11 protein-coding genes are annotated in these 13123 nt (G+C 61.3%); 2 read left to right on the forward strand and 9 right to left on the reverse strand.

Annotated features, from left to right (window positions below):
- Window positions 1-56: 56 nt before the first annotated feature.
- The 5 genes from J2857_RS03750 to J2857_RS03770 form a co-directional block, all read right to left on the reverse strand.
- Entirely contained in the window at window positions 57-590 is a 534-nt protein-coding gene (locus J2857_RS03750; RefSeq protein WP_210008689.1) for a hypothetical protein, read from the reverse strand.
- 40 nt (window positions 591-630) lie between these two features.
- Window positions 631-1554 carry a response regulator transcription factor gene (locus tag J2857_RS03755; RefSeq protein WP_210008690.1) on the reverse strand — a complete coding sequence of 308 codons (924 nt, stop codon included), beginning with the start codon at window positions 1552-1554 and terminating at the stop codon, window positions 631-633.
- Window positions 1547-4933, reverse strand: a complete 3387-nt coding sequence (locus J2857_RS03760; protein WP_210008692.1) for a hybrid sensor histidine kinase/response regulator — start codon at window positions 4931-4933, stop codon at window positions 1547-1549. The genes J2857_RS03755 and J2857_RS03760 overlap by 8 nt, the downstream gene beginning before the upstream one ends.
- A 155-nt stretch (window positions 4934-5088) precedes the next feature.
- Window positions 5089-5685: a LysE family translocator gene (locus J2857_RS03765; RefSeq protein ID WP_046632293.1), complete on the reverse strand. Its 597-nt coding sequence runs from the start codon at window positions 5683-5685 to the stop codon at window positions 5089-5091.
- Window positions 5686-5753: 68 nt separating this feature from the next.
- Complete coding sequence (locus tag J2857_RS03770; RefSeq protein WP_432420139.1) at window positions 5754-6197, reverse strand: DUF488 domain-containing protein; 444 nt, start codon at window positions 6195-6197, stop codon at window positions 5754-5756.
- Window positions 6198-6312: 115 nt separating this feature from the next.
- Between J2857_RS03770 and J2857_RS03775 the strand changes: the two genes are divergently transcribed.
- Window positions 6313-7275, forward strand: coding sequence for a GlxA family transcriptional regulator (locus J2857_RS03775; RefSeq protein ID WP_210008694.1), 963 nt, complete (start codon window positions 6313-6315; stop codon window positions 7273-7275).
- Between the two features lies 1 nt (window position 7276).
- Here J2857_RS03775 and J2857_RS03780 read toward each other — a convergent pair whose 3' ends face one another.
- The 3 genes from J2857_RS03780 to J2857_RS03790 form a co-directional block, all read right to left on the reverse strand.
- Complete coding sequence (locus J2857_RS03780; RefSeq protein ID WP_210008696.1) at window positions 7277-8938, reverse strand: alpha-amylase family protein; 1662 nt, start codon at window positions 8936-8938, stop codon at window positions 7277-7279.
- Between the two features lie 141 nt (window positions 8939-9079).
- Window positions 9080-9736, reverse strand: a complete 657-nt coding sequence (locus J2857_RS03785) for a phytochelatin synthase family protein (protein WP_210008698.1) — start codon at window positions 9734-9736, stop codon at window positions 9080-9082.
- 90 nt (window positions 9737-9826) lie between these two features.
- Window positions 9827-10147, reverse strand: a complete 321-nt coding sequence (locus J2857_RS03790) for a putative quinol monooxygenase (protein WP_210008700.1) — start codon at window positions 10145-10147, stop codon at window positions 9827-9829.
- Between the two features lie 362 nt (window positions 10148-10509).
- Here J2857_RS03790 and J2857_RS03795 point away from each other — a divergent pair, with 362 nt between their 5' ends.
- Window positions 10510-11529 carry a sensor histidine kinase gene (locus tag J2857_RS03795; protein ID WP_245363003.1) on the forward strand — a complete coding sequence of 340 codons (1020 nt, stop codon included), beginning with the start codon at window positions 10510-10512 and terminating at the stop codon, window positions 11527-11529.
- A 115-nt stretch (window positions 11530-11644) separates the two neighbouring features.
- Here J2857_RS03795 and J2857_RS03800 read toward each other — a convergent pair whose 3' ends face one another.
- A complete protein-coding gene (locus J2857_RS03800) occupies window positions 11645-12952 on the reverse strand; it encodes a flagellin (RefSeq protein ID WP_281068598.1) in 1308 nt (435 codons plus the stop codon).
- Between the last annotated feature and the right edge of the window lie 171 nt (window positions 12953-13123).

The raw sequence follows: 13123 nt of genomic DNA on the forward strand, positions 1-13123 counted from the left end.
GGCCAAAAGCCGGGCTTCTTTGCTTTTTATTCAAAAACTTCCGCCATTGGTGGAAGTCAATTACTCGGATATCCCTCCACTCGCGTCAGCGCGTAAGTCACCGAATTTAGATCTCGCTGAAGCTCATAAAGTTGGCAAGCCAGATTGGCGATCACTTCGGGCGTTACGGTGTTCAGGCTTACGGTCGTGCATGATTTTTCTCGCCTGTACTCGAGTGCGAGTGCGGATACTTCGTACGTGTCGCCGCTACCAAATATCCCGACCTCAACGGCATCATGTATCGCCCGATGTCTTTGTGTTCTGAGAGTATCAAATCGGGTCAGCGCATCTGAAGCCTGATCCCTTAGCCTGTCATCAGTGATCATATTGATGCGAAGATGGACGAAGGCCTTTGCTTTTTGGTCCCAGTTCCTAAGTTTCTGAGCTACTTCCTCTGGCGGCATCTGGTGAGGGGAGCCTTCCGAAGGAATCTTCGAGCATAATTCAATTAGCTCGTTATCCGCATACGCGGCCTGCATCACCAAATGCCCCAAAGGCTCGATAAATGGTTGGCGGAATTCGTCCACATTCGGTAAGCGCAAAACATTCATTCCCTTTATCACCGCAATGACGGTTTAAAGCATCCCACACTCACATCTCGTGCAGCACATGCGCGGCCTTGACCGCCGCCGAGGCGCGATTTTCGACGCCGAGCTTCACGTAGATCTGTTCCAGATGCTTGTTCACCGTGCGGGCGGACAGTCCGAGAATATCGCCGATGTCGCGGTTCGACTTGCCCTTGGCGATCCACAGCAGCACTTCGGACTCACGCTGGGTCAGCGGAAAATGCTGGCGCAGCACCTCGTCGTCCGGGCGTTTGTTGGCGGCCGTCAGGCGGAAGAGATGTTCGTCGGCGCCGATCGCGCCAAGGAAGGCGAATTGCAGGCTCGCCTGGCCGTTCTGGACGAGGGCGAAGGCGGCGTCGCGGGCAAAGCCCGGCTTGTCGCGCTCGGCCATCCAGGCGGAGATGCGGCGGGAGACGATGTCGAGCCCGTCGTCGCTGTTGGTCGCCGCATTGATCAGCCTTGTCGCCTGCGGCGTCGACCAGTGGATCGCGCCATTCGCCTTGACTGCCAGCAGGTGGCGGCCGGCGGCATCGAGCGCCACGCGGGCGCTCTGGGCGGAGCGGGCATTGGAGAGATGGACGCGGATGCGGGCGCGCAGCTCGTCGATATTGATCGGCTTGGTGAGATAATCGACGCCGCCGGAATCGAGCGCGTTGACCACATGCTCGGTCTCGGTGAGGCCGGTCATGAAGATGACCGGCACCTGCGTCACGCCGCCATTGGTCTTGAGCTTCCGGCAGGTCTCGAACCCATCCATCCCGGGCATGACCGCGTCGAGCAGGATGAGATCGGGCGTGATCCGTTCGACGATGTTGAGCGCCGACTGGCCGGTCGTGGCGATCAGCACCGAGAAGCCGGATTTCTCGAGCGCTTCGGTGAGGAAGCCCAGCGTTTCGGGGCTGTCGTCCACGAGAAGGACGATATCGCGCGGCAGAGCAGTTTCAGCCATCACTCGTCCTTTCTGCCTCAAGGCGGCTTAGGAATTTCATATAACCGGCAAGATCGAAGGCCTGCACGTAAGTGCCGAGTTCTTCCGCGAAGGGGCGGTGCTCCTCCTCCCGAGCGAGATCGGCAAGTTTCGCTTCGATACCGCGGACGTAGCCGATTTCGCCGAGCCGCAAAAGGTCCTGAACGTGGTCCGTCCCCGGACTTTTGATCGGCTTTTTCGGGCCGACCACTGCCGGCAGCACCGTTTCGTTTTCATAGACCCAGACGAGGCCGAGATGGGCGGCGAGCTTGTCGGCAAGGCGGCGGATGTCGACCGGTTTGGCGATTGCATCGTTATGGCCCTCGTCACCGGAATGCGTCGCAACACCATCGCCGATATTGGCCGACAGCATGACGATCGGCGCCACCTGGCCGATCTCGCGCAGCTTGCCGACTAGCTGCCAGCCGCTCATGCCGGGCATGGAAATATCGACGAGGAACAGATCCGGCGTGACGCCCTCGATCAGCGTCAGGCAGTCCGGCCCGCTATTGGCGGTCAGCACGACGAAATCCATCGGCGCCAGCACTTCGCGCATCAGGTCGCGGTGGTCCTCGTTATCGTCGACGAGGACGATGGTGCGGCGTGGGCCGGTATAGGAAACGATCTTCTTTTCCGCCGCCGGCGCGGTGTTCGGCCGCTCAATGGCGGACAGCATCAGCCGCACCTTGAAGATCGAGCCTTCGCCCTTGGTGCTGGCGACAGCGATCTCGCCGCCGAGTGTGTTGGTCAGAAGCTGGGTGATGGTGAGGCCGAGGCCGAGGCCGGGCATCGGGCGCACGCTTTCCGCCTCGCCGCGCTGGAAGGGCTCGTAGATACGACCGAGATCCTTCTCCGCGATGCCGCGGCCGGTATCGGAAATCGTGAAGGTGGCGACCTGGCTGCGATAGGCGACCTCGAACCGCACCTTGCCTTCGTCGGTGAACTTGATGGCGTTCGACAGCAGGTTGACGAGGATCTGGCGCAGCCGCTTCTCGTCGGTGCGGACATATTGCGGCAATGCCCCGGCGCGCTCGTGCTCGAATGTCAGACCCTTCGCCTGCGCCTGCAGCCCGAACATCTCGACGATCTGGTCCAGAAAGTCCTGGATGTTGATCTCGTTGGAATAGACCTGCAGCCGGCCGGCCTCGATCTTGGAAATGTCGAGCAGTCCGTCGATCAGCCCGGAAAGATGGTCGGCAGAGCGCTTGATGACCTTGATCGCCGATTGGCGCGGCGCGGGAATGGTCTCGTCACGCTCGAGGATCTGGGCGTAACCGAGCACGGCGTTGAGCGGCGTGCGCAGCTCATGGGACAGGCCGACGACGTAGCGGCTCTTGGCGCGGTTGGCGGCCTCGGCGGTTTCCTTGGCATCCTGCAATGCCGCGTCGGTCTTCTTGTGGGCGGCGATTTCCTTGAGCAGCAGGGTGTTCTGGCGGGAGGACTCCTCTTCAGCGACCACCCGGCTGTCATGGGCGAGCACGTAAAACCAGGAGACGATGCCGGCGATGATGGCGAAGACGAAAAAGACGATCAGCACCGTGCCGTAGATCACCTCGGCATTGACCGGCGTCGCCCGACTGACCTGATAGGCGATCATGCCGAGGATCGTGCCGATCACCGAGATCGACAGCACCGCGGTCGTCGCGTAGCGCCCGAGGCGCGTCGTCAACCGGGTGATGACGCTCTCCGGCAGGAAGGAGCGGGCGACGGTGCCGACCTGGGTGTTCAGCCGAGCATGCGGCTTGCACATGTCGTGGCAGCGGCTGTCGAGCGAACAGCAGAGCGAGCAGATCGGTGCGGCATAGGCCGGGCACCACGCCATGTCCTCGTGCTCGAACGGGTGTTCGCAGATGGAGCAGGTGATCGAGCCGACGCTTTTCCAGCTCTGGCGCGGTTTTCGGGCAAGGTAGAATTTGCCCTTGGTGGCAAAGGCGAGCGCCGGCGAGATCAGGAAGGCGACCAGTGTCAGGTAGGTAGCGAGCGAGGCCATCAGCGGGCCGAACAGGCCGAAATGGGCAGCGAGCGCTATGGCCGCCGAGCCGAACATCGAGCCCAAGCCCACCGGATTGATATCGTAGAGATGGGCGCGCTTGAATTCGATGCCCTCAGGCGACAGGCCGAGCGGCTTGTTGATCATGAGATCGGCCGAGATGGTGCAGAGCCAGGACATGGCGATGATCGAGAAAATGCCGAGCGTCGCTTCGAGCAGTCGGTAGATGCCGAGCTCCATCAGGAGCAGCGCGATCACCACGTTGAACACCAGCCAGACGACGCGGCCGGGATGGCTGTGGGTGAGGCGCGAGAAGAAGTTCGACCAGGCGAGCGAGCCCGCATAGGCGTTCATCACGTTGATCTTCAGCTGCGAGACGACCACGAAGGCGGCCATCAGCAGCAGGGCTGCGGTGTCGTTCGGGATCATGTAGCCGAAGGCGGCGAAATACATGTGCGCCGGGTCGGCCGCCTCGCGGATCGGTACGGCGGTCGAGAGCGTCAGCACCGCCAGGAACGAGCCGGCCAGAAGTTTTGGCACGCCGACCACCACCCAGCCGGGACCGGCCAGGAAAACCGCCAACCGGTGCCGCCACTTGCGCAGGCCCTCCGGCGGCAGGAAGCGCAGGAAGTCGACCTGCTCGCCGATCTGCGGCATCAAGGCGAGGATGACGGCGGAGGCGGCACCGAACTCGACGAGATTGAAGGGCGCCGGGCCGCCGACCTCGGCGTTGGAATGGCCGATGCCAGCAAAAGCGCGCCAGAGATCGAACTTCTCCCAATCCATGAAGGCGATGAACAGGAAGGGGAGGATATTGAGCACGATCCAGAACGGCTGGGTGATCAGCTGGAAGCGGGAGATGAGCTGCACGCCGTAGATGACCAGCGGGATGACCACCGCGGCGCTGATCATATAGCCGATCCAGGGCGGGATGCCGAAGGCGAGCTCCAGTGCGCCGGTCATGATCGATGCTTCGATCGCAAACAGCATGAAGGTGAAGCTGGCATAGATCAGCGAGGTAATGGTCGAGCCGATATAACCGAAGCTCGCGCCGCGGGTGAGAAGGTCGATATCGACACCGTGGCGGATCGCGTAGCGGCTGATCGGCCAGCCGATCGCCAGCATGGCGATGGCGGCCGTGACGATCGCGAAAAATGCGTTGGTGGTGCCGTAGGAGAGGGTGATCGCGCCGCCGATCGCTTCCAGCGCCAGGAAGGAGATGGCGCCGATGGCGGTCTGCGAGATGCGGCTGGAGGAAAACCGGCGGGCGCTCTTGGCGGTGAAACGGAGCGCGTAGTCCTCCAGCGTCTGGTTGGCGACCCAACGATTGTATTCACGTCGGACGGGAATGATGCGTTGCCGCGCTGCCATGCCTAATTTCTAGCACCTTTTGAAGGAAGACCGTCAATTGTGCACTTTCGGCTGTGGCGCGGTGTTTTGCAAGCATAGTATGATGCGGTGCGGTAAATCCCCACCGCATCTGGAGGCGGATCACAGAAGTGTGGGGCGGGCCTTTCCAACCATCGCTATTTCAGCAGCGGCCAGAGCGTCGCGACCAGCAGCAACGCCATGACGATGTTGAACCATTTGAGCCGCACCGGATCGGACAGGAACTGCCGCAGCGCCACGCCGAAGCCGGCCCAGACGGCGACGCTCGGCAGGTTGACGACGGCGACGACGAGCGTGATCAACACCACCGAGACGAACGGGTTCTCGGCGCTGGCATAGGCCGCCATGGCGGTCAGCGCGCCGACCCAGGCCTTCGGGTTCACCCATTGGAAGGCGGCGGATTCGAGGAATGTGAGGGGGCGGGCGGCGCTCGCGCTATCGCTGGAGACGGAGCGGGACATGGCAATCCGCCAGGCCAGATAGAGCAGGTAGGCGCCGCCGGCGATCTTTAGCGCCAATCCAAGCGGCGGATAGGCCGTCAGAAGCGCGCCGAGGCCGAAGCCGACCGCGAGCAGCACCGACGAAAAACCGATGGTGATGCCGAGGATCTGCGGAACGGTGCGCCGGAAGCCGAAATTGGTGCCCGAGGCGAGCAGCATGAAATTGCTCGGCCCCGGCGAGACGGAACCGACCAGCGAGAAGAGGACGATGGCAAGGATGGTGTCGTAGGTCATGGCAAGGCACTCCACGCACGGGGAGGCAATCACCCGGCGTTGCTTCGGATCAGGTTGATCGGATTGGTTCAGAGATGGCGGACGCTGAGCCGGCCGCCCCATTTGCCGTTCAGGTAGTCGCAGACAAGCCGGCGGTGGCAATGATGCGGCGTGTCCTCGGAGCAGAGCAGGCAGGACCCGTCGAAGGCTTCCGGCTTCAGGTGACTTTCCACCTGACGTTCCGCCATCAGGCCCATGAAATCATTCTGGAAAATCGTCCAGTCACCCTTCTGCTTCTTGAAGGCGGTCATGATTTCCTCGGTCGGCGCCAGCAGCGGTTCGTGCACATAACCGGCGCCGCAGATCGTCTTCAGGAAGAAGGCGAGGTCGTCGGATTTGGCAAAACCGGCAAGCTGCGAGGTGTTGTGGAGGCGCACGTCCAGGACCCGTTTGACGCCGGCCGCCTTGATGCGGCCGAAGAAATCCTCGGCGGTCGTCTTGGTGAAGCCGATCGTGGTGACATCCATGTTCATGCGTCTCTTCTTATCGCAACGGTGTCGCTCGGGCGACGTTTTTCAGGCGTGATGTTCCCCGACGCAGGTGCGCCTGCCTATTGTCAATATTGACATTGTTGATAGTGTTCTTGCCATGAAGTTGCAGATCCTCGCCCTCGACCCCGTCTTCGACACCGGTCTGTCGACCATGCTCGACGTGTTCACCATGGCGAACGAACTGGCGGTCATGCTGTCGCTCGAGGTGCCGGCCTTCGACGTGTCGGTCATCGGCGTGCGCAAAAAGGTGAAGACGGCGCACGGGCTTGCCGTGCCGATCTCGGGAAGCTTCGATCCAAAGGCCGGTGGCTGGCTGGTCGTGCCGGCGATCGCCTGCAAGATGCCGGACGTGCTGGTGCCCGCCCTCGACCGTGCCGAAATCCGCGATGCGGGGGCGGTGCTGCGCGAGGCGAAGGCGGCCGGTCTGAACATCGCCGCGGCTTGCGTCGGCACATTCGTGCTCGCCGAATCCGGCCTTCTCGACGGGGAGAAATCGACGACGAGCTGGTGGCTCGCGCCGCTGTTTCGCCAGCGATATCCTTCCGTGCAGCTCGAAGACGGCCGCATGCTGGTGAAATCCGGTTCGCTGGTGACGGCCGGCGCCGCGCTCGGCCACATGGACATGGCGCTCTGGCTGGTGCGGCAGGTGAGCCCGGAGCTTGCCGGCCTCGTGGCGCGCTACCTGATCGTCGACAACCGGCCGTCGCAGTCGGCTTACGTGATCACCGACCATCTTTCGCATGCGGACCCGCTGGTGCAGCGTTTCGAGCGCTGGGCACGGGGCAGGCTTTCGGAAGGGTTTTCGCTCGACGACGCGGCCGATGTGGTCGGCGCCAGCAAGCGGACGCTCGCGCGGCGCATGCAGCAGGTGCTCGGCAAGACGCCGCTTTCCTATTTCCAGGATCTGAGGGTCGAGCGCGCCGTGCATCTTTTGAAGACCAGCGACAAGAGCCCGGACGAGATCGCCGCGCTCGTCGGTTATGCCGACGGCGTCACGCTGCGGGCCTTGCTGCGGCAGAAGACCGGGCGGGGCGTGCGCGAGGTGAGGGCGGGCGGATAGGTCAGATTTCCTTGCGCTTCAGGAGATAGTCCAGGCCGCCGACCCGGAACCAGCGATAGGCATAGGCATCGAGCAGCAGCGTGTGCCTGCCATTCGCCTCGGCCTTGCTGTTGCCGCCATCGGCTATGTCGATCAGCTTCTCGCCATGGTCGCCGAGACCCACCGAAAACTCCACCTCGACCGGCGTCGAATGCAGGTTGTGGACGACCAGCACGGAATTGTCGCGCCAGTCGTAGCGCAGTGCCAGCACGCCATGGTCGCTGGTCTCCAGCGGCACGCATTCGCCCCAGCCGATTTCCGGCGCTTCCTTGCGCATGCGGATCAGGCGTTCCATCCAGTTCAGCATCGAGTTCGGATCGCGCCGCTGGTGGGCGACGTTCAGGTGCTCGAAACCGAAGGGACCGCCGCTGATCACCGGCAGGATCGGCTTGTCATGCTTGGTAAAGCCTCCATGCGGCTCGGTCGACCATTGCATCGGCGTGCGGGCGCAGTTGCGCTCCGGCAGCGACAGGTCGTCGCCCATGCCGATCTCGTCGCCGTAGCGGATGACCGGCGTGCCGGGCAGGGAGAACATCAGGCTGTAGGCAAGCTCCAGCCGGCGGCGGTCGCCCTGCAGCATCGGCGCCAGACGCCTACGGATGCCGCGGTCGTAGAGCTGCATATGCTTGTCGGGGCCGAATTCGGAAAACACCTTCTGGCGCTGCTTCTCGGTCAGCCGACCGAGATCGAGTTCGTCGTGATTGCGCAGGAACAGGCCCCATTGGGCGGTGGCGGGACGCTCGTAGGTGTCGTTGATCGCCTTTGCCAGCGGCCGGCTGTCGGCCGAGGCGAGCGCATAGAACAGCGCCTGGTTGACGTGGAAGTTGAACATCATCTGCATGCGGTCGCCGTCTTCGCCGAAATAGGCAAGATTTTCCTTCGGCACGACATTGGCTTCGGCAAGGATGATCGAGTCTCCGAGCCGCCATTGCAGGAATTCGCGAAACGTCCGGAGCATCTCGAACTGCTCCTTCGGCTTTTTCACCTCGGCGCCCTTTTCGGCGATCACGAAGGGTACCGCATCCATGCGGAAACCGGACACGCCGAGCTGGACCCAGAACCCCATGATCTTCAGGATTTCCGCCTGTACATGCGGGTTCGAGGTGTTGAGGTCCGGCTGGAATTCGTAGAAGCGGTGAAAGTAATATTGCTTGGCCTTCTCGTCATAGGTCCAGGTGGTCTTCTGGACGCCCGGAAACACCATGCCTTCGTTGGCATTCGCGGGCTTCTTGTCGGACCAGACATACCAGTCGCGATAGCGGGATTTCGGGTCGCTGCGGGCGTCCTGAAACCAGGGGTGTTCGTTGGACGTGTGGTTGACCACGAGGTCGATCAGCACCCGGATCCCGCGCTGCTTGGCGCCATGGGTGAATTCTACGAAATCGCCGAGCGTGCCGTAGCGGGGATCGACATTGTAATAGTCGGAGACGTCGTACCCGTCGTCGCGGCCGGGCGATGTCTGGAACGGCATCAGCCAGATGGCGCTGACCCCGAGGCCGGAGAGATAATCCAGCCTGCGCTGCAGCCCCTGGAAATCCCCGATCCCATCGCCATTGGCATCCATGAAGGTCTCGACGGAGAGGCAATAGACGACGGCGTTCTTGTACCAGAGGTCGTTGATCACGGGCTTGAGCTCCTCGGGCGGTTGGCGGATCCGAGGGCAAGCGTACGAGGCGGGGAAATGTTCCCTCCGCGGAACGAATTCAGGACACGGGAACGGTCACGACCCGAAGCGGGCACGGCAGGGATGGTGGGACTGATCCTGTTATTCGATCAGAAGCAGGCCGCGCTTCTTGTCTCCATCGAGCGTGTCCATTGCCGAGAACAACCGTTGCCGCTCGACAAGCCAGGGCTTGTAGTCCTCGTTGACATCGAGGACGAGCACCAGATCCTCGGCTTCCAGATATCCTCCGATCGGAGAATGGTGACCGGCGCCTGCTCCAAAGATCTTTTCACGCGTGAAATTGACAATGTAACGGCGAGCCGGGTCGTTAGCGTGCTTCATATGCTCGCGGAATTCGTCGGCGGTCAGATCACGCAGAACCGAAACCTTCCGCTCGGTTTTCATGCGGGCGAGGTCGGCAAGTTCGTCCAGCGTCAGGCCGATGATGCAGAACCCGGTCCAGCACATGCCGGTCCCGTCCAGGACCTCGGCCTCGGTCGTTTCGTCTTCGCCAACCGAACGGAACGCATTGGCAATGCTTGCGGGACCGCATCGGGAGCCGTTCGATTGCCAGGTCACGTTCCGGCCAAAGGTTGCCGCCACGGGCAGTGTCCAGGCCCGGTCCATCAGTTGGGGAGAGCGGATGACGGAAGACCGGATCGCTTCCGGCGGGACTTTGGTCTGGCCGACCACGACGAATGCCGCTCCGGCGAGCAGGCCGGCGGCGGCGATCATGCCGAAGAATAGACCGCGCTTCATTGTCTGATCCTCGAAGCCAAGGATGAACCCGAAGAATGACCCAAAGCGGCGGGGACATCAATCTGGCAGACAACCCGCGACCGCTGTCCGTCAGGAGCGGGATTGTGCCGCACGGTCGCTGCGGATCGGATGCCAGATCGAAATATCCCGAGGTCCGGCGAGGAGATCGGCCAGGGCCGCGTGCCATGCCTCCCGATAGGGGCGCTGCAACTGCGTGTCCAGGACGTCCTGATGATCCTCCCATGTCTCGTAGAGCATCACGTGGTTCTCATTCTGGGGATCGGCATGCAGCACGGCCTGGTGGAACATCGACTCGTGGCGCATCGCATCGAGCGCGCCGTTGAGCAGCGTCATGAAGCGATCGCGCTGGCCGGGACGGATGTGGAAGCGAATGACATAGGTAACGGGCATGGCTGATCCTTTCGCGCTACAAAGCTGGATCCTGGGATAGATGCCATCGGCCGCCGGGTCGATTACCTTGGAGGTCATATATCGCACGCGCAATGCTACTCGGGATCGTGGTCGCAATACGCCAATTCGAGATCGAGAGCGGTGGACACGATGCGTCACAAGCGGTCATGATGCGTATCGCAGTTAGCACCGGCGAAAGCCTGATGCCTCAAGGATGCTCCCATAGGTCGATTTCTCTACGCATTTCGCCCATCTGTGCTAATGTCGGCAGATCTAAAAAGGCTGACGCTCGCTCGAGCGAATTCCATGCCGGGGAAGGCTTTCGCTCCGCGAGCCTCCGGTCCCTTAAAGGGACATTATCCATGACTATCGCCGCTCCTCTTCCGCCAACAGGTGTGATGAGCCTTGGCCTCGCAATCGTTTCCACCTCCGCCGCGCCGCTCTTGCTGCTGGACGGGACGTTGATGGTGCTTGCCGGCAGTTCTTCGTTCTGCCGCGAATTTGAGATCGATCCCGCAACAGTTTCCAACCGCCCGTTTTCCGAACTTGGTGATGGCGAGTGGAATGTACGAAGCCTCTCGTCGCTGCTGGAGGCCACGGCGTCGGGAAGCGCAGATATCCAGGCTTATGAAATGGACCTGAAACGAAAAGACCGCCCACCCCGACAATTGGTATTGAGTGCCCAGAAACTGGATTACGGCGATGTTGAAGGGGTCCGCGTGCTCCTTTCCATCGCCGACGTCACCGACGTGCGCCTCGCCGAAAAGCTCAGGGACGACCTGCTCCGGGAAAAGGAAATCCTGCTGCGGGAGATCCAGCATCGGGTTGCCAACAGTCTCCAGATCATCGCGAGCATCCTGTTGCAAAGCGCCCGCAAGGTTCAGTCGGAAGAAACCCGTTCGCATTTAACGCTCGCGCATGGACGCGTCATGTCGATCGCAGCGGTTCAGCGACAGCTGGCGGCAACAAATGCCGGCGATGTCGAACTGCGGACCTACTTCACGCAACTCTGCAAAAGCCTCGCCGCGTCGATGATTTTTGATCCTGAGGAAATATCGATCAAAGTGAATGTGGACGACAGTGTTGCGACGGCGAATGTGTCGGTCAGTCTCGGCCTTATCGTCACGGAACTTGTCATCAACGCGCTGAAACATGCGTTTCCCGACCAGCGAAATGGCAAAATCGTGGTTGATTACCATTCTGACAACGGGTTTTGGTCGCTTTCGGTAGACGACGACGGCGTCGGCATTCCAGACGATCCGGCACATTCGCAGCCCGGACTTGGCACGGGGATTGTCGAAGCGATGGCAAAGCAGCTCGATGCGACATTCAGTCTTCAAAGCCTCAGCCCCGGCACGAGGGCCGAAGTCGTGCACGCCTGAGTTTCTCTTGCCATCGGTTGCCGGATACGAAGTCTTCCAGGCCGCGGCTCGTTACGTCTCAATCCCCGGGTATCGACCCGGGGTTTCTTCCTTGCCGTCGAGGATGACGGTCTCATTACTGGAAGAGAGACAAGATGTTTCGCGCGTCCGAATTGGCGATGGAAAGCGACTGGGTCGCGAGTTGCTGCTGGACTTGCAGCGCTTTGAGCCTGCTCGATGCCTCGCTCATATTCGCATCGACGAGGCGTCCAATGCCTCTGTCGAGACTGTCCGCGAGACTGTTTCCAAATGCTTCCTGCATTGCGATCCTCGACTTGAGCGAGCCGAGATAGGCACCGGCCGATATGACCTTCTGCTGCATCTCGTCGAGAACCAGGGTGATTGTCGGAAAGTCGATGTCGGGATCGGTAACGTCGATATCGAGAATATCGATACCCTCCGGCGGCAGCGTCCGGGTGTGGACGGGCGGCTGAACGGTGATCAGCTCTGCGGCGAGAGGAAGGGTGGCGCGAAAGTAGATATTCGGCGCCCCGCCCTGGGCTGCAAACAGGATGTCGGGGGGCGCCTTGTTGAGAAACGTCGCCTGCAGCAGGACTTTCGTCCAGTCGGCCGTGCTTTCGATATCTCCGTCGAAGCCGTATCCTATCTGGCCTCCGAGCGCCTGATCGACGACGCTCTTGGTGATGACGAACGTGTCCTGGAACGTGCCGACCGAAAAGGGGACCGTGATGACGTCGAATTTCGTAATCGTGAAGGGCTGGTCGAATACCGGGCCCGGCACGTCGCCATAACCGGATGTCGAAAATCCCATCAGCCCGCCGATCGTGCCGAGGCCATAGCCCAGATCCGGATCAGGTTCCTTCTGCAGAATTCCGCCGCCGCCATTCTTGAACAGTGCGAGTTTCGACAGATCGACGTCGATGGTCTCGAGGGAGACGGCTCCATCCTCGCTGCGATTGAACGACGACACGACAGAAGTCTTCGTGCCTGGTTCGCTCGCCTGGCCCTGCATGTCCGACCGCAGCCAGTTCTGACCGGCGAAGGTCGCGGAGTTGGATATCGAGACGATCTGCTGCTTCAACTGCTCCAGTTCTTCCTGGATCTTCTTCCTGTCTATCCCGTCCTGCTGGGCAGCCACGACCTTGGCCATGAATGCGGCCAGGATATCGGCCGTCGCGACCATGCCTTCGTAGGCCGTGTCGACTTTCGCGGCTCCGAGGCCAAGGGTATCCTGCACGGCCGAAAGAGCACCACTGTCCGATCGCATGGTGGTGGCGATCGACCAGTAGGCGGCATTGTCGGAGGCCTGTTCGATACGTAAGCCGGTCGCAACCTGCTGCTCGACCCCGAACATCTGGCTGTTGAGGGAGCGAAGCATTTGGAGCGCGGAAGTAGCTCCAGCATTTGTGAGGATGCTACTCATAGTACTTTACACCGGAAACAACTCCTCACGCTACGTAAGCGTCACGATTTATACAATCGAAATATAGTTAATATATCATGAGGACGCTTGATACTGTCCTAGCCGGCGCCGTTTCGCCTGAAGATGCCAGGTGGGTTTCCACCACGGCATCGTTCTTCCCCCTTCTCCCCT

The sequence above is a fragment of the Neorhizobium galegae genome, from assembly GCF_017877055.1.
In the GTDB taxonomy this organism is placed as follows: Bacteria; Pseudomonadota; Alphaproteobacteria; order Rhizobiales; family Rhizobiaceae; genus Neorhizobium; species Neorhizobium galegae_D.